Here is a 16626-nt window from a genome sequence, read left to right on the forward strand (position 1 = left end):
GTTCAGCCCTCGGCCCCGAACACGCGAAGCGCGCCGGGCTCGAGCCGGAGGAACGCCATGCCGCGCGGCTCGTCTGCCGCGGCCTGCCTCGCGAACGGAAGCTGGACCTGAAGCTGCGTTCCGTCCGTCGTCCGCGCGACCAGAGTGCGGTGAGAGCCGAGAAATATCGAGGTCTCGACCTCGACAGGGATCGCGTCATCGCTCGCCTGCACCAAGGCGATGCTCTCTGGCCTTGCGGCGACGCGGACAGCCTGCCCACGGCCGAGTTCGCGACGCCCGCCGAGCTGGGAACGCGCGACGGAGACCCGCTGGCCGGAGACATCGATCTCGATCCGGCCATCGTTCAGGCCGGCGACGGTGCCCGACAGGAAGTTCATCTTGCCGATGAAATCAGCCACGAAGCTGCTTTCCGGCTCGTGATAGAGCGCGACGGGACTGCCAAGCTGCTGGATGCGCCCCTTGTCCATGACCGCGATCCGGTCCGACATCGTCAGTGCCTCTTCCTGATCGTGCGTCACGTAGACGATCGTGACACCGAGGCTGGCGTGGAGGGTCTTGATCTCGATCTGCAGCTCTTCGCGGAGCTTCTTGTCGAGAGCGCCGAGCGGTTCGTCCATCAATAGGACCGGCGGCTGGAAGACCAGGGCGCGGGCGACCGCGACGCGCTGCTGCTGGCCGCCCGAGAGCTGGCCGGGCATGCGGCCGCCATAACCCTCCAGCCGCACGCGGGCGAGCGACTGCTCGACCAGCGGCGCGGACTCGGCCCTGCTCATGCCGCGCATCTTCAGAGGAAACGCCACGTTCTGCGCGACACTCATATGCGGGAAGAGGGCGTAGCGTTGGAATACCATGCCGATCCCGCGCTTGTCGGGTGGGACACGGGTGAGATCGCGCGCACCCAGCGAGATGGTGCCCGAGCTTGGCGTCTCGAAGCCCGCGAGCATCATCAGCAGGGTCGTCTTGCCGGAGCCCGAGGGGCCAAGCAAGGAAAGGAATTCACCCGCTTCGACCCGAAGGTCAACGTGATCGACACCGACGACCGAGCCGAACCGTTTGGACAGGCCGCTGATGGTGATCGCCTCGCCCTTCAGGGCCGCAGCGGACGGAGGCGGGTCCCAGGCTGCGCGACCGGTGGTTGATGTCTCGCTCATGTTTCTCCTTCGAACGCCTCATCCCGCTCCCGCGGGCCGCACCAGCCGTCATGGTCCTCGAATTTGATGTTTGGTGCATCATTTGTCAACTCCCTCGATGGCTGGTGCTCCGGCCGACTCAACGCTAATTGGTGCATCACGCAACAAGGAAAACCCCATGTCGGAGCACCTGCTCGCCAATGTTGTCACGCCGATCGCCCGGCAGTCGAACCTCGGTGAAATCACCTATGAGCGGCTCAAGGAGATCATCGTTGCGGGCTCCTTTCCGCCGAACGAGAAGCTCACGGTGAGGTCGGTCGCTGCCGCGCTGGGTGTCAGCACGACGCCGGCTCGCGACGCGATCAATCGGCTCCTGTCGGAAGGAGCTCTCGTCAACGAGGGTCCCAAGACGGTCGTGGTGCCCTCGTTGACGCTCGATGCTCTCGACGAGATTACCGCGACCCGGCTGGCGCTTGAAGGACTCGCTGCGGAACGCTCGGTCCTCGCCGTTTCGGCTGCCGACATTGCCACTCTCCAGCGACTGCAGTCCGCGATCAATGCCGGCCTCGACGCCGCAGATTACCGCGAGGTTCTCCGAGCCAATCGCGAATTCCACTTCCTGATCTATCGGCTTTCGGGATGGCCCCGGCTCGTCGCGATGATCGAATCATTGTGGCTGCGCGTCGGCCCCTCGCTGAACGAACTCTACCCGGACTTTGCACAGAACCGGCGGGGCGTCTCCAACCACATGGCGGCGATAAAAGGATTGCGAGCAAGGGATGGTGGGAAGGTTCGCTCCGCGATGGAGCAGGACATCCGCGACGGCTATTCCCGGCTCAAAGCCATGATCGAAGCCCGACGCTAGGTAGCCCTTGCACGGGCCAGGCCTGGGCTTTCCCCAAAATTTTGTTGCATCAAACACCATAATGGGCTTTATGGCTGCGGAGGTTTGGCGATTTTTGTGAACTGAGATGGGTGCGGATGACGGGGACAGAAGGTCACAACTCCATTGGGCGGGCGTCCCGCGAAGCGTTCGAGCGTTCCCGGCGAGTCTTTGTCGACGGCACAACTCGGGTCACGATCGAGCGCGATCCAATTCCCCGCTACGCTGCGCGCGGTGCAGGCGCCTATCTCTTCGACCTCGATGGTCGCCGCTTCCTGGATCTCAATGGCAACTTCACCACCCTGATCCACGGCCACGGCTTCGCGCCCGTCATTAGTGCCGTGACGAGCCAGCTCCGTTCGGGAACCTGCTTCGCCAACCCCACTCTTGCTGAAATCGACCTCGCCGAGCTGATCTGCGGGCGCGTTCCGGGTGTCGAGACGATCCGCTTCGTGAACACCGGCTCCGAAGCGGTCATGTTCGCGATCAAGGCAGCGCGCGCCTTCACCGGCCGCGCGTCGATCGCCAAGATCGAAGGCGCCTATCACGGCGCCTACGACTGGGTGGAGGTTAGCCAGTCGAGCACTCCGGACGACTGGGGACCGGAGAGCGATCCGGCCAGCGTGCCCTACTATCGGGGCATGCCGGCTTCCGTGCTGGACCAGGTCGTGCCGCTGCGCTTCAACGACGCCGCGCGGGTTGAACAGCGGATCGCCGAGCACGCCCACCGACTGGCGGCGATCGTGGTCGATCCGATGCCGAGCCGCGCCGGCCTGATCGCGCCGACGCCGGAGTTCGTCGCCGCGATCCAACGAGCGGCGGCGCGCCACGGAATCGTGCTCATCGCCGACGAGGTGCTGAGCTTTCGACAGGGGTTCGAGGGTGCGTCGGCCCGCCACGGCCTGAAACCCGACCTCTTCACCTTCGGCAAGATCATCGGCGGTGGGCTGCCGATCGGCGCGATCGCCGGCCATCGCGAGGTGATGAAGGTGTTCGACGCTTCCGGCGGCAGGCCTCTGCTTCCGCAGGGTGGCACCTTCTCGGCCAACCCGCTCTCCATGGTCGCCGGCCTCGCCTCAATGACGGCACTCGATCAGGCTGCATTCGACCATCTGGAAACGCTCGGCGATCGGCTGCGGACTCAACTCGGAAGCGTGATCGCTCGGCATCGGGCTCCATTCTCCGTTTCCGGAGTGGCATCGCTCTTCCGGATTCATCCCAAGGCGACCCTCCCGCGTGACTTCCGCGAGGCGACCCCGAGCGCGGCCGAGGCCCACGTCATGAAGGAGCTCACCCGTTCATTTGCCGAGGCCGGCATCGTCCTTCCTGTTGGGGCAGCGGCATGTCTCTCGACTCCCATGACGACTGGCGACATCGACCTCGTCGCGTCCGCGTTCAACGATTTCCTCGCCACCCGAACAGACCTGATCGAAAGCCTCGCAGCATGAAGCCCAGCCAAACCGTCGCGCAGGCGATCGCCCGCGCTTTGCAACGCCACGGGGTGGAGGTGATCTTCGGCCAGAGCCTGCCGTCTGCCGTCATCCTTGCCGCCGAGGCCATCGGCATCCGCCAGATCGCCTATCGCCAGGAGAACATGGGCGGTGCCATGGCCGACGGTTATGCTCGCGTCTCCGGCCGCGTTTCGGTTGTCGCGGCCCAGAACGGGCCGGCCGCGACGCTGCTCGTGCCGCCCCTCGCCGAGGCGCTGAAGGCGAGCATCCCGATCGTCGCGGTTGTTCAGGAGGTCGAACGCCACCAGGTCGACAAGAACGCTTTCCAGGAACTCGATCACAATGCCCTGTTCGCCTCCTGCGCGAAATGGACTCGCAGGCTACCCGGCGCCGACCGCGTGGACGACTACGTGGATGCAGCCTTCGTCGCCGCCGCGAGCGGCCGGCCCGGCCCCGCAGTGCTGCTGCTGCCCGCCGACCTCCTGCGCGAGCCGGCGACCGCGCCGGCGGTCGCGCGCAAAGCTAGCTACGGCGTCTTCCCACTCGATCGGACCCGTCCCGCACAGGCTGATATCGAGGTTGTCGCCGGGATGATCGCCGGAGCTTCCAATCCCGTGGTCATGGCAGGCGGAGGCGCGCTGTCGCGGGATGCTCCGGCAGCGCTGGCACGTCTCCAGGATGTCGCCGCACTGCCTGTCTTCACCACCAACATGGGCAAGGGGGCCGTCGACGAGCATCATCCGCTGTCCTGCGGTGTTCTCGGCGCGCTGGTCGGCCCAACTTCGCTCGGCCGCCATAGTCGCACTCTGCTCGCCCAATCAGACCTGATCCTGCAGGTCGGCACACGCAACAATCAGAACGGCACGGATAGCTGGCGGCTCATTCCCCCGAGCGCGCGTGTGGTCCAGATCGACCTCGATCCGCAGGAGATCGGGCGCAACTACGAGGCCATGCGTCTCGTGGGGGAAGCCGCTGAGACGCTGGATGCGCTGGTTGACGCGCTGGGGAAACAAGATCTGACCAAGCGCATCATGGCGCGAAGCGGCCTTGAAGCACGAATCGCCGATGCTTGGCGGCGCTTTGACGCCGCGCGCACTCCGCTGGTTCAGCACGATACGAGCCCGATCCGGCCCGAACGTGTCATGGCAGAACTGCAAACCCTGCTGACGCCCGACACGATCGTCGTTGCCGACGCAAGTTATTCCTCGATGTGGATCGTCGGCCAGTTGCGCGGGCTCGCCCCAGGCATGCGTTTCCTGACGCCGCGAGGCTTGGCGGGGCTTGGCTGGGGACTGCCGCTCGCAATCGGCGCCAAGGTGGCGCAACCTACGGCCCCGGTCGTTGCGCTCGTCGGTGATGGCGGTTTCGCCCACGCCTGGGCTGAGCTTGAGACCATGGTCCGCATGGGCATCCCGATCACCGTCATCGTTCTGAACAACGGCGTCCTGGGCTACCAGAGGGACGCCGAAACCGTGAAGTTCGGCGCCTTCACCACTGCCTGCCATTTCGCCGTCGTCGACCATGCTGCGATTGCCCGCGCCTGCGGCTGCGGCGGAATCCGTGTGGAGACGCCTGCCGAGATCCTGCCGAGCCTGCGCGAGGCGCTGCGGGGCGATCGTCCGACCCTGATCGAGGTGGTGACTGATCCCGGTGCCCATCCGGCGATCTCCCTTTACGACGGCACACTCGACAAGCCAGCGCCAGCCGAGGCGGAGCTCGTCTGATGGTCTTGCGGCCCGTTGCGGTCCATTTCGGGAGACAGCTCCGGCCGAGCTCTTCGCCATCGGCGGCATGTCGACATCGCGGGCGGTTGCCAATTGCTCCTTCAACCAACGCAGAAGAGGGAAAGTTCAGGATGACTGGGATCCAGAAGCGCCGTTGCGCGCGACATTTCGTCGGCCTGGGCATCGTCGCAAGCATCGCCCGACAGATCGGGCTCGCGCTTGTGCTCACGTCGGCTGCCGCCGCGCAATCGGGTGAGGTGGTGGTCGCCACAACCGGCGGCGCCTACGATCGCGCCTTGAAGGAGATCTGGTTCGCGCCCTTCACCGAAGCAACCGGGATCAAGGTCAGCACAGTGACGGCGACGGATGCCGAGCAACGCACGCGCGCCCAGGCCATGGCGAATGCCGGACGGGTAACCTGGGACATCATCAACAACGTCGACATCATCGCGGAGTCCGCGCAAAATCGCGCCTTCACACGCGACCTCACCGCCTTCTGCAGGCAGTTCGAAGCCCGCAAGGATCTGGTCGAGAAAAGCTGCAATCCCGCCGGCGTGCGCATCTCGTTCAATGCCACCCTTCTGGGCTTCAACACTCAGCGCTTCACGAATGGCGGGCCGAAGACCTGGGCCGATTTCTGGGATACTGCTCGTTTTCCCGGGCCCCGCGCACTCCCGAGCTTCAATGACCCGTGGCGCGTCTTCGCCGCGGCGCTGCTGGCCGATGGCGTGCCGGCGGACAAGTTGTTTCCTCTCGACATCGACCGTGCGCTCAAGAAGCTTGACGCCATCAAGCCGCAGATCCAGCTCTGGTGGCGCACCGGTGACCAGAGCCAGCAGGGCTTCCGCAACGCCGAGTACGTGATGGGCATGATCTGGGGCACGCGTGCGTCCGCGCTTCGAGCGGAAGGGCAGCCCGTCGGCACCTCCTATGACGGCGCTTTCTTGCTGGCCGATACCATGCAGATCCTGCGCGACGGCCCTAACTCGGCCGGAGCCGAAGCTCTGTTGAAATTCTATCTGGATCAACCGGAGGTGCAGGCGAAGCTGGCCGAACGGCTCAACGTCACTCCACCCAGCCTGGAAGCCATCGCCAAGATGAGTGAGGCGGCGCGCGCGAATATCCCGAACTCGCCGGAAGCCTTCAAGGGCATCGTCAAGCATGACTCTGCCTGGATCGCTGCGAACCAGGCCAGAATGCTCGAAGCCTGGAACGCCTGGATCCAGCAGTGACGCTGGCGTCGGGTCGGGCCTCCCGACCCGACTTCGGCTTTCGTCAGATAGCCTAGCAGGCATATCGGAGTTCGATCGCCCGAGCCCCTCGCCAACACGCAAGATACGGCTTGCTGTTCCAACAGCCGGACAGCTCCTCGTGAGAGGGCATCGCTCACGGTAGGCCACGCGCGTCGAGCTGGCCGATGAGCTGACGCAGTCGTCCATGGAGGTCGACACTCGTTCCATCCAAATCAAAGACTGACGCCGGATTTCCCGGCTGTCCGATTACGGCAGCGCGCGGGCAATGCCCCGCTTCGCAGAGAAGTGCTCTGAACCTTTCGCTTGTGGATCTGAGATCCGGCGCATCGCTCGATGACCAGGCGAGCACGATCGGGATTTTGATATTGGATAGCCCGCGCTCGATCGAACGGTCGGACTCGCGGAAGGCCGGCGACACCAATATTAGACCCGCAATGTCCGCGCCCTTCAGTTGAAATTCCTTATCGATCACGATGCTCAATAAACGGGACGCGCTGGGCCCGCAACCGATGGGGACGATTTCCGAGACATTGGCCGCGAATAAATCGGCATTCTCGGACACCCAAGATATGGCGGCGGCGATATCCTTTGTGCCCTCGGACCATTCCTTTTCGTTCTCGCGGTAATAAACTTGAACGGCAACTAGGCCGTGCGCAGCGGCGAAGCACATAGCCGAGCGGATGACGTCGGTCGATAGCGACAATTGTTCCTCCGCTGCGGCGCGAAAGAACACAACCACCGGCCGTCTGGCGTCCGGCGGGGCCGGCGCGGTCGCGACGTCGAGGACAGTCGAAGCGTCGTCCTTATATCTTAGCGCCCGCGTGAACGTAATTTCGGTTGGGCAGGAACGATCAATCGGTCCGCCGCCTGTCCCCCGCGGGGCGACGCCATCTGGTGTGGTCTCTGACGACGTTGGGTTGTAAGACAGACCAGCCGAAAGGAAGCTCAGTCCCTCCGGGACAGGAAGATGCGTAACATTGGAAATCAATGTCGTCAGCAGGATAACGGCCGAGCTTTTCATCATGGTCGACCTTTCAGAGTGGTTGAGCCGAGAATCTCGACAGCAGAGAAAAATATAGGAGCATCTGCCGACTAAGACAGAGAGCCGGTAATGCAAGCCGATCGTTCTGAGGGGAACTCCGGCAGAGCCTTATTTAGCGGAGCCGCGTCCGTTATGTTCAGTGGTGACAGTTCCTCGTTAGCAACTGCGGCAATTGATCCGGCGTCGGCTCTAGCGAGCGAAAAGAACATAAAGAGCCGTTAAGCGGTGTGCTTCACTGGCATGAAAAGCCTGAACTGCGAGGCAGGTGGTGCACTGATTGGACGATGTCATCACGGCCCGCGAGGTCAAGCTGCTCATCAAGGCCGCGCGAGCTGATAAGGGGAGAGGCCTTATGGGCGCGCTCAGCGAACGTGGTCCAACGTTGCGCGGCGTTCGGCGGCGCAGAGTGCGGCTACCGACTCTAGTCCTTGGTGACCGATAAGAAGATGCTGGGATCGAAATACTGTGCCGCTGGTACGGGATTGGCGATCTTGGTCACTCGTGCGTAGAAATCGGTGACTTGCTGTAGCCATTCGACAATGGTGCCGTTGCTGTAGAGCCGGCGCCAGACCGCGGTCGGAAATACGCGCATTGCGCCAAACTGCTCCTTGATGTCGCGCAGCGGAACCTGCGGATAGTATTTGTCGTGCAGGATGCCGAGTGCCTCGTTGGTGCGTGCCATCAGCATATCATTGGCTTCGATCCAGGCCCGGACGACGCGCGCGAGCACGGGCTTGTTGGCTGCGTAGTACGTGTTCGAGGCCGCCCAGCCGTCGACCACTGCGGCGCTCGGATAGAACACGCCGGCATCGAGCAGCATTTTGGCTTGCGGCACCTTCTCGCGCACGGCGATGTTGAAAGGTACCCATAGCGCGACGGCGGGCACATTGCCCGTGATGAACGCGTCCACCGCCTGGGGCATCGGCATGCCCGCGAGATCGATGTCGGCCGCCGTCATCTTGTTCTCGCGTAGCGCGTTGTCGAGGAACACATGGGCAGTCGTGCCGGCTGTGGTCGCGACCCGCTTGCCGCGCAAATCTGCGAACTGCCGCACGCCCATGTCTTCGCGCACCCAGAGCTGGGCTGTAGCGTATTCGATTGAGTTGGCCAAAAACATCTTGCCCTGTCCACGTGCAGGAAAATTCGAGACCACCGCACCGGTCGCAAGCATGTCGATGTCGCCAGCCCCCATCGCGTTGAACAACTCGATGCCGGTCTTGTACTCATTGAACTGCGGATCGAGCCCGTTGCGCGCCCAGGCGCCGAGATGGTCGGCGAGCCAGATCTGCTCATCCACGGCGACCGTATGAAGATAGCCGATGCGCAACTTCGTCTTCGCCATTGGAGCTGCGACCGCCGGTGCCGCGATCGCAGCTGTCGCCGCTGCGGCAGATGCAGACACAATGAATTCGCGCCGGTCCATCATCACTTTCCTCCCCAGCGCCCATGATGGGGCGCAGCAATCACAGTGATCTTTTCGGCCCGCAACCAAGATCCTCTCATCCTGCAGAGCGATGCACGCATGCGTGCATTTTACCTGGAGCGGCCGCGCCACATCAAAGCAGCGAGAGTTTGGCAAAAAAGCGAGTTTCGACCGCACGCATCAAATGACGAACTACGATTTCTGAAAAACAGCATTTGTGCGATTCTTCATTGTTCGACCAGAGGGCGAGCGAAAAAAAGCCTTAAACCGAACACAGGGTCTGCAGCCAGAGTTCAGCCTGCGCGGGGTGTTCGCCAATTCCCGCCATCGGGAACATAATGATGATGCTCCAATGGGACAGGCATGCTCTTCCGCCTTGCAGGGAGCTCACCATAAAACAACCTGAGATTGTATGGCTGGCGCGAATGCTCGCGCTCGTCCTGGTAGTTGCAGCTGGGCCGCTTGTTCGTGCTCAGAAGGTTGCCGAGCGGACGCCCATGGTGCTGACGCCGGACCGGCCGGCCGCCTTGCCAGGCCGTTTGGAAGATCAGTGGAAGGCAAAGCTGAACGCCAACACCGTGACCATCATCGCAGGCAGCCCCGAAGAGACCTCGCTCGATGTCGCGCATGATCTTGCGGTGGTCCTCAACGGCGACGACCTCAGGGTGTTACCGATCGTAGGTCTGGGCGGCGCTCAGAACATCCGGGACGTGCTCTATCTGCGTGGTGTCGACGTCGGCATTACCTCGACCCAGATGCTGCGATATTTTGCCTCGACCGGCGAACTCACGGCGGACCTCGATCAGCGGTTGAACTACATCACTCGGCTTTATCCCGAAGAAATGCACGTGATTGCCAGTCGCAACATCAAGTCGCTTCAGGACCTCGCCGGCAAGAAGGTCAATTTTTCCGAGGCGGGATCAAGCACTCAGATCACGTCGCGGGACGTCTTCGGGCTGCTGTCGGTCGACGTGCAGGAAGTGAACATGAATCAGTCGGATGCGATCGTCGCCGTGAAGAACGGAGAGATCGCGGCGACGGTCTTCTTCTCCGGCAAGCCGTCAGGGGCGCTGTCGCACGTGGCTGCGAGCGACAACCTGCATCTGCTGGAGATCCCCTATACCCGGACGCTGGAGAACGTCTATCTGCCGGCTCAGCTTGAACACGCGCTGTATCCGAACCTGGTCGATGACGGGCAGTCGATTCAGACGATTGCGATCGATTCGGTGCTGATCACCAATAACTGGCAGCCGTCGAGCGAGCGCTATCGTCGGGTAGCCAAATTCGTCGAAAACCTGTTCGCGCATTTCGCCGACCTCCAGAAGCAACCCCGACATCCGAAGTGGAAGGAGGTCGACTTCTCCAGAGAACTGCCGGGCTGGCAGCGTTTCCCGGCTGCACGGGAGTTGCTGCAGCAGGCCAAATTCGATCAGTTCCTCGCAATGCGGCAGGGAGGGCCTCAGGCCACGCCGGCGGACAAGCAGCGCCTGTTCAAGGAGTTTCTCGAATGGTCTCAGACCGAGGCCAAGAAACATTAGGCGCTGTGCTGTGACCTCCGTGAAAACCGCTCTCGCCAGCTTCGATCGGGTCTCGCTCGATTTCGATACGCCCAACGGTCCTATGACCGTCGTGGAAGATGTCAGCTATGACATCCACGGTGGGGACTTTGTCGCGGTGATCGGCCCATCCGGCTGCGGGAAGACGACGATGATGAGCATGCTGGCTGGATTCCAGAAGCCTACCAGCGGTGCCGTCACCTTTGAGGGCCGGCCGATCACAGGGCCAGGCTCCGAACGCGGCGTCATCTTCCAGGAATATGGGGTCTATCCGTGGCTGACGGTCCGAGACAATATTGCTTTCGGGTTGGGGCTGAAGGCCAACCGCGTCCCGGCCAGAGAGTGCGACGAGATCTGTGAACATTATCTCTCGCTGATGGGCCTTTCAGATTTCGCCAATTCGTACCCCAAGCATCTCTCTGGTGGCATGCGCCAGCGGCTCGCAATCGCGAGAGCCTATGCGGTCAAACCGAAATTCCTTCTGATGGACGAGCCGTTCGGGGCGCTTGACGCGCAGACCCGTGCGAACATGCAGAACATGTTGCTGGGTGTTCTCGCCGCGGAAGAGAAGACGGTGATGCTCATCACGCACTCCGTCGAGGAGGCGATCTACCTGGCTTCGCGGATCGTCGTCGTGACGGCGCGGCCGGCAAGGATCAGGGAGATCATCGACGTCAAGATCCCCTATCCGCGTAGCGAGGCGATCCAGGAATACCCGGAATTCGGCGAATTGCGCAAATATGTGCGCGGTTTGGTGATGAGAGAATATCGGGCGCAGCAGGTCCAGAACCGGCCGGCGTCGTTCTCCGAATAGACAGAAAGTGCGTCGCCAAGATGAGTCATCGTCAAGAGCATAAATCCGGTCATGATGCTCCGATTGCATCGGTACGGATGAATGGACATGGGGTTGCGCCTCGGCGAGGAAACGCGACCGGAGGGCCGTCGACGGCATGAGCAAGTTCGCCGGGAAGAGGTGCCCGGCGTAACCAATGATGGCCGACGTCGCTACAGAATCGAGAGCGAGTAGGGGGTTCAGCGTGAATGACATCAAGCAGAATCACGATCCCAACAGCCTTGCCTACTATGCGCCACCGGGATCGGACGCCAGAGGCGCATCGATAGCGCCTCGTCAAGACGATGGCGTGTCACCGCTGCGCCGGGCGGATGAGCCGGCGCCGCACCTGCGCGTCGTGGAGACCAAGGAAACGCGCGCTGGCGACACGTCCGATGCCTTTAGCGCCGCCGTTGCCGCGGCGATGCGGCAGCAGATGGAAGCCGAAGAGCTGAACGCATCCATGCTGCAGCGGGGTAAATCGGGCCCCAGCCTGGCGACATTTGCGATCGCGATCATCGGTGCAGCCGCGACCGCGCTGACTTATGTCGTTCTGTTTCCGCAGGCGCAGTCGACGTTCGAAGAGCACGGTTGGGCCCCAGCGCGGCTTTTCACGGCTGCGCCGCGCCGCCCGGCGCCGACATTGGTCGTTCGCAATCAAAGCGGAGCGATCAACGAGCCGCTCGAGCTCGGGGTCGCCATCGACAAGGCCGAGCCGGGGTCGACCGTCACCGTCAAAGGTCTGCCGATCGGCACGCGGCTTACATCCGGCACACAGACGAGCCTGGGCGAGTGGCGCGTCCCGGCGGAGGCCGCCACAGATGTCGTCGTGACGCCGCCGACCGACTTTGCAGGCGAGGTCAAGCTCCTGGCCGAGTTGCGGGGCGCAGACGGGACCGTCTTGGTCTCGGCCGTGGTCCAATTGGGTTGGAAAGCGCCTCCTCCCCCTGCGCCGATCGTCGCCGCCTCGGCGCCTCAGCCCACTACGCCTCAGCCCACTGTGCCTTCGGCCGCTGCGCCGGCTCCGGAGCCCGCCGCAGCGGCGCCAGCGCCCGCGGAAGTCGCGAGAGATCTCACCGCCAATGAGGTTGGCAGCCTGATCCGGCGCGCACAGGAAATGCTTGCGACCGGCGACGTAAAGGGCGCGCGTGTTCTCCTGCTTCGGGCCGCCGATGCGCATGATCCACGCGCTGCTTATGTCCTGGCGAAGACCTACGACCCGATCCTATCGCGGCAATCCGGCGCCGCCGACGCCGGCCCCGATTTGGCGCAGTCCCGGACGTGGTATCAGCGGGCACGGGAGTGGGGGGCGCCGGAAGCGCAGCGCCAGCTCGATGCGCTTGCGACCACCTATGGACGCTGAGACGAGTGATCTTCGAGGCGTCCGCTCTCAAGCTCGAATCGTAAGCTTTCGGGTAGATCAGGCTGGCGCCCCGCGGTCCTGAATCAATGCAGCGCCCCGCTCGCCGATCATCAGACTGGCTGCGTTGGTGTTGGCCGATGTGATCAGTGGCATCACCGAAGCATCCACCACACGGAGGCGGTCGGCACCGCGGACGCGCAATTGCGGGTCGAGGACGGCGCGCTCGTCGCTGCCCATGCGGCAGGTGCCGCAGCAGTGGAACACGGTGCCGCCGGTGGTTCGCGCGAACTCCCACAGCGCTTCCGGATTGGTCGCGGCATCACCCGGCGCGATTTCGACATCCCAGAGCTGACGAAACGAGGTCTGCCGGAAGATGTCGCGCAGCATCCGCATGCCGCTGCCGATGGTCTTGCGGTCGAGTTCGGCGGCGAAATAGTTCGGCTCGATGCGCGGTTGGTCGAGAGGATCGGTCGACCTGATCGCAAGCTGGCCGCGTGACTGGGCGTGGCATTGCCAGACCGAGGCCGTGAAGCCTGAGAAGCGGTGCAGCGGATCGCCGGGCTTGTCGACCGACAGCGGCATCACGTTGAACTGCACGTCGGGCCGGCCGCCCACCGCATGTTCGGTGCAAGCGGCGCCGCCGACCTGTCCTGCTCCGACGGTCAGCGGGCCGCTGCCGCTGATCGCCCATTGCAGGCCCATCCGTGCAAGGTGGAACGGGTTGCGGACCTGGTCGTTGAGCGAGATCGGCCGCCTCAGCCGCACGATAATGCGCGCTTGATAGTGATCCTGCAGGTTCGCACCCACCTCGGGGGAATCCACGATCACGGGAATTCCCATGCTGCGCAATAACTCGGCTGGCCCAACGCCTGACAGCTGCAATAGCTGCGGCGATTGCAGCGCTCCGCCCGACAGCACCACCTCGCGATCCGCCGTTGCGCTCAGGCGTTGACCTCCCTCGATCCATTCGACGCCGACCGCGACCTGGCCAGCAAACAGCACGCGGGTAACATGGGCTCCCTTGATGATGGTGAGGTTCTTGCGATCGGCGATCGGACGCAGGAAGGCCGATGCTGCACTGGTGCGCCAACGGGAGCCGATCCCGAGTTGATAGGTACCGACTCCGAAGGTTGTCTCGCCATTGAAGTCCGCATTGTGCGGCAGGCCGAACTCCACTCCGGCCTTCACCCAGGCCGAGGAGGCCGGATTGTCGTTGCGCAGATCGGAGACGTCGAAATCGCCCAGCCCACCATGATACTGGCTTTCGCCGCCGCGGTAGCGCTCGTAACGACGGAAGTACGGCAGCAGTTCACGATAGTTCCAACCTTTCGCACCCAGGCGCTCCCAATCGTCGAAGCCATCCTTCTGGCCACGAATGAAGATCAGGCCGTTGATTGACGAGGAGCCGCCGATCACGCGGCCTCGCGGCCACACGATCGCGCGGTTGCCAGTGGTCTCGTCCGGCTCGGTCACGAACAGGCGGGAGAATCTCTGATTGTAGATGGTGCGATAGTAGCCGACGGGAAGCCTGAGCCAGAAATTGCGATCCGATCCTCCGGCCTCGAGCAGCAGCACCCGGCACGCCGGATCGACCGACAGGCGATTCGCAACAAGACAGCCAGCCGAGCCCGCGCCAACGATGACGTAGTCATAGCCCTGAGCCATCATGGACCTTCCGTCGTGCATAAGATCTATCGGACATCATGGCCGGCCTCACGCATCTCACATCGATCGAGCTGCAACGAGGCTCATGGATGCACGGTTTGGCCAGCATCGAACAGCTTTTTCTGCCAAGCGACGGCGATTTTGAATACGAGGGTTGCAGGGTCGTTTCGCTCTGGCACGCCAATGCGCGATCGTTGAATGATCGAACCATCTCGACTATCACGTCGAGCAGAGCAACCGTGCGGCGGGAAAGATGGCATGGCAAAGCGCGGACAGGTTCTGAGGCAATGGTCGCTTCGGGCGGCCCCCTGGATCGGCGCGGTTGTACTGTGGTACGGGATACACGCGAGCGGTCTCGTAAGTGCCTCGCTGGTCCCGGCTCCGCATCAGGTCGGCGCAAAATTTGTCGAACTGTTGCACAAAGAGGGGCTGTTGTTCGACATCTACGTATCAACGCGGCGCGTTTTTGTTGGCGTTGCGCTCGGTATTCTCGCGGCTGTTCCCGCCGGATTTCTGCTCGGCTGGTATAAGTCGGCTCACGCGCTCGCAAACCCCATGATCAACTTCTTTCGTGCGCTGCCGCCAATCGCCTTGATCCCGCTGGTGATCGTCTATTTCGGCGTCGATGAAGTGGCCAAGCTGGTGATCCTATTCTACGCCGCCTTCTTCTCAGGCGTGATCGTGATGTACGAAGGCGTGTCCCAGATCACGCCACTCTACATTCGGGTCGCACAAACCCTGGGTGCGAGCGAATGGGAGATCTTCCGCAAGGTCATCATCCCGTTGACCTTGCCGCATATCCTGACCGCGCTCCGGGTTGCCCTCGGGGTTGCGTGGGCCACCCTGGTCGCCGCGGAGCTGATCGCGGCGCAACGCGGCCTCGGCGCCCTGATCCAAAATGCCGCAGCCTATTTCCTTCTCGACGTGATCTACGTCGGCATCATCTGCATCGGAGTGGTAGCGTTGATCATGGATACGATCTTGCGGCGGATCACTGCGCGGCTTCTGGCTTGGCAGGAGCGCGCGAGTCCATTGCGATAGCCGATGGGCGGTCCACCGGACCGCACCTGACGGGAAGTTCAGTTCACTGACGATCAACGGACCGATCGGAAAACGGGAGAGCAGACCATGCATCGGCGAAAATTCCTGAAGACGACACTGACGGCGGCGGTCGCAGGCCTCGCCGCTCCAGCGCTCGCGCAGAGCAAGACGAAACTCCGCGTCGGCTACCTGCATACGGTCGCGGTCGACGGCCAGATCTGGACGGGCGTCGACCGGGGCTTTTTCGACAAGCAGGGCCTCGATCTCGATTTGCGTCAGTTCAACACCGGCCTCGAAGTCTTCCAGGCCATGGTCGGCGGCAGTCTCGATGTCCTTGCAACGGGTGCGGTGCTCTCGAACTTTCCTGCGCGCGGACAAGGCAAGGTGTTCCTGATCAACGACATCGAGGTTGCGACCGCGCAACTCTGGGTGCACTCGGACGCAGGCATCAAATCGTATGCCGATCTCAAGGGCAAGCGCATCGCGACGTCGACCGGTACCACGGCCCACGTCTTCCTCGACCGTGCCCTGCGCGCCAACGGCGTCGATCCCAAGGATGTCGAACTCGTCAACCAGCCGATGCCGGCGGCGGTAACGGCATTCATATCCGGCGCGGTGCCGGCGGTCGCGCTATGGGTGCCGTTCAACGTCGCGGTGCGGGACAAGGTGCCGGATGCCGTGAAACTCACGGACGCATCGGCCTATTATCCGCAAGCTGCCATCATCGATGGCTGGGCCGCGGCCAACGGCTTCTATGACGCGAACAAGGAAACGCTCGCCAAGCTGATCAGGGGCTGGAGCGAAGCCAACGACTATATGATCGCTCAAAGCGACGCGGCTCTCGAAGCACTGCAGAAAGGTCATTATAGCCAGACCCCGATCGCGGATATCAAGGAGCAGTTCAAAGCTCAGAAGATGTTTACGTCGCAGGAGTGGAAGAAATACTATACCGACGGTACGGTCACCAAATGGCTGCAACAGACAACCGATTTCTTCATGGCCAATGCGGGAGTCAAGGACTTCACTCCGGCCAGCACCTATTTCGATCCGAGCCTCTACCTCAAGACGTTGGCTTGAAGCGCGGAGCGCGGCGGTACGCCCCCCGGGGGGGGCCGCCGTGGCCTTCGTCGCGCGGGCCTTGCAGGCTGCGTGCGCTCGGGCGCGGTCTTCAACGGGGCGTGAAGATGTATGAGAGTGGGAGTAGACCTTCTACTCACGCCGGCGCCCGGCGGCAGCGACCTAGGCCGTCTTGATTTCGACTTC

General features: G+C 62.9%; 13 protein-coding genes. 9 read left to right on the plus strand and 4 right to left on the minus strand.

Annotated elements, in window-relative coordinates; all coding sequences use genetic code 11:
• Positions 1-2: 2 nt before the first annotated feature.
• On the minus strand, positions 3-1151 hold the full coding sequence (locus tag ACQR1W_RS15505; RefSeq protein WP_434851565.1) for an ABC transporter ATP-binding protein: 1149 nt from the start codon (positions 1149-1151) through the stop codon (positions 3-5).
• A gap of 157 nt (positions 1152-1308) precedes the next feature.
• On the opposite strand from ACQR1W_RS15505, the gene ACQR1W_RS15510 reads away from it, so the two are divergent.
• The 4 genes from ACQR1W_RS15510 (at position 1309) to ACQR1W_RS15525 (ending at position 6420) form a co-directional block, all read left to right on the plus strand.
• Positions 1309-1995, plus strand: a complete 687-nt coding sequence (locus ACQR1W_RS15510; protein ID WP_008973073.1) for a GntR family transcriptional regulator — start codon at positions 1309-1311, stop codon at positions 1993-1995.
• Between the two features lie 116 nt (positions 1996-2111).
• On the plus strand, positions 2112-3461 hold the full coding sequence (locus tag ACQR1W_RS15515) for an aspartate aminotransferase family protein (RefSeq protein ID WP_434851566.1): 1350 nt from the start codon (positions 2112-2114) through the stop codon (positions 3459-3461).
• On the plus strand, positions 3458-5188 hold the full coding sequence (locus ACQR1W_RS15520; protein ID WP_434851567.1) for an acetolactate synthase catalytic subunit: 1731 nt from the start codon (positions 3458-3460) through the stop codon (positions 5186-5188). Before ACQR1W_RS15515 ends, ACQR1W_RS15520 begins: the two co-directional genes overlap by 4 nt.
• Positions 5189-5319: 131 nt before the next feature.
• Positions 5320-6420, plus strand: coding sequence for an ABC transporter substrate-binding protein (locus ACQR1W_RS15525; RefSeq protein ID WP_434851568.1), 1101 nt, complete (start codon positions 5320-5322; stop codon positions 6418-6420).
• 154 nt (positions 6421-6574) lie between these two features.
• Here the strand turns inward: ACQR1W_RS15525 and ACQR1W_RS15530 are convergent, their stop codons facing one another.
• Both ACQR1W_RS15530 and ACQR1W_RS15535 read right to left on the minus strand, forming a co-directional pair.
• The gene (locus tag ACQR1W_RS15530; protein WP_434851569.1) at positions 6575-7465 is read right to left on the minus strand and encodes a hypothetical protein; all 891 of its coding nucleotides are present in this window, start codon (positions 7463-7465) and stop codon (positions 6575-6577) included.
• A 439-nt stretch (positions 7466-7904) separates the two neighbouring features.
• Positions 7905-8906, minus strand: coding sequence for an ABC transporter substrate-binding protein (locus ACQR1W_RS15535; protein ID WP_434851853.1), 1002 nt, complete (start codon positions 8904-8906; stop codon positions 7905-7907).
• 497 nt (positions 8907-9403) lie between these two features.
• On the opposite strand from ACQR1W_RS15535, the gene ACQR1W_RS15540 reads away from it, so the two are divergent.
• From ACQR1W_RS15540 to ACQR1W_RS15550, 3 genes are all read left to right on the plus strand, one after another.
• On the plus strand, positions 9404-10444 hold the full coding sequence (locus ACQR1W_RS15540) for a TAXI family TRAP transporter solute-binding subunit (RefSeq protein ID WP_434851570.1): 1041 nt from the start codon (positions 9404-9406) through the stop codon (positions 10442-10444).
• A 10-nt stretch (positions 10445-10454) separates the two neighbouring features.
• On the plus strand, positions 10455-11276 hold the full coding sequence (locus ACQR1W_RS15545) for an ABC transporter ATP-binding protein (protein WP_434851571.1): 822 nt from the start codon (positions 10455-10457) through the stop codon (positions 11274-11276).
• A gap of 223 nt (positions 11277-11499) precedes the next feature.
• A complete protein-coding gene (locus ACQR1W_RS15550; RefSeq protein ID WP_434851572.1) occupies positions 11500-12657 on the plus strand; it encodes a hypothetical protein in 1158 nt (385 codons plus the stop codon).
• A 57-nt stretch (positions 12658-12714) separates the two neighbouring features.
• Here ACQR1W_RS15550 and ACQR1W_RS15555 read toward each other — a convergent pair whose 3' ends face one another.
• On the minus strand, positions 12715-14325 hold the full coding sequence (locus ACQR1W_RS15555; protein ID WP_434851573.1) for a GMC family oxidoreductase: 1611 nt from the start codon (positions 14323-14325) through the stop codon (positions 12715-12717).
• Positions 14326-14580: 255 nt separating this feature from the next.
• Here ACQR1W_RS15555 and ACQR1W_RS15560 point away from each other — a divergent pair, with 255 nt between their 5' ends.
• Together ACQR1W_RS15560 and ACQR1W_RS15565 are read left to right on the plus strand one after the other, a co-directional pair.
• Positions 14581-15363: an ABC transporter permease gene (locus ACQR1W_RS15560; RefSeq protein WP_434851574.1), complete on the plus strand. Its 783-nt coding sequence runs from the start codon at positions 14581-14583 to the stop codon at positions 15361-15363.
• An 87-nt stretch (positions 15364-15450) separates the two neighbouring features.
• Positions 15451-16440, plus strand: a complete 990-nt coding sequence (locus ACQR1W_RS15565) for an ABC transporter substrate-binding protein (protein WP_434851575.1) — start codon at positions 15451-15453, stop codon at positions 16438-16440.
• Positions 16441-16626 lie beyond the last annotated feature (186 nt).

The sequence above is a fragment of the Bradyrhizobium sp. HKCCYLS1011 genome, from assembly GCF_051167795.1.
Taxonomy (GTDB): Bacteria; Pseudomonadota; Alphaproteobacteria; order Rhizobiales; family Xanthobacteraceae; genus Bradyrhizobium.

Bases quoted from the DNA above. Each gene is read 5' to 3' on its own strand.
- ACQR1W_RS15505 (WP_434851565.1), bottom strand. From the start codon at position 1,151: ATGAGCGAGACATCAACCACCGGTCGCGCAGCCTGGGACCCGCCTCCG.
- ACQR1W_RS15510 (WP_008973073.1), top strand. From the start codon at position 1,309: ATGTCGGAGCACCTGCTCGCCAATGTTGTCACGCCGATCGCCCGGCAG.
- ACQR1W_RS15515 (WP_434851566.1), top strand. From the start codon at position 2,112: ATGACGGGGACAGAAGGTCACAACTCCATTGGGCGGGCGTCCCGCGAA.
- ACQR1W_RS15520 (WP_434851567.1), top strand. From the start codon at position 3,458: ATGAAGCCCAGCCAAACCGTCGCGCAGGCGATCGCCCGCGCTTTGCAA.
- ACQR1W_RS15525 (WP_434851568.1), top strand. From the start codon at position 5,320: ATGACTGGGATCCAGAAGCGCCGTTGCGCGCGACATTTCGTCGGCCTG.
- ACQR1W_RS15530 (WP_434851569.1), bottom strand. From the start codon at position 7,465: ATGATGAAAAGCTCGGCCGTTATCCTGCTGACGACATTGATTTCCAAT.
- ACQR1W_RS15535 (WP_434851853.1), bottom strand. From the start codon at position 8,906: ATGGACCGGCGCGAATTCATTGTGTCTGCATCTGCCGCAGCGGCGACA.
- ACQR1W_RS15540 (WP_434851570.1), top strand. From the start codon at position 9,404: ATGGTGCTGACGCCGGACCGGCCGGCCGCCTTGCCAGGCCGTTTGGAA.
- ACQR1W_RS15555 (WP_434851573.1), bottom strand. From the start codon at position 14,325: ATGATGGCTCAGGGCTATGACTACGTCATCGTTGGCGCGGGCTCGGCT.
- ACQR1W_RS15560 (WP_434851574.1), top strand. From the start codon at position 14,581: ATGGCAAAGCGCGGACAGGTTCTGAGGCAATGGTCGCTTCGGGCGGCC.
- ACQR1W_RS15565 (WP_434851575.1), top strand. From the start codon at position 15,451: ATGCATCGGCGAAAATTCCTGAAGACGACACTGACGGCGGCGGTCGCA.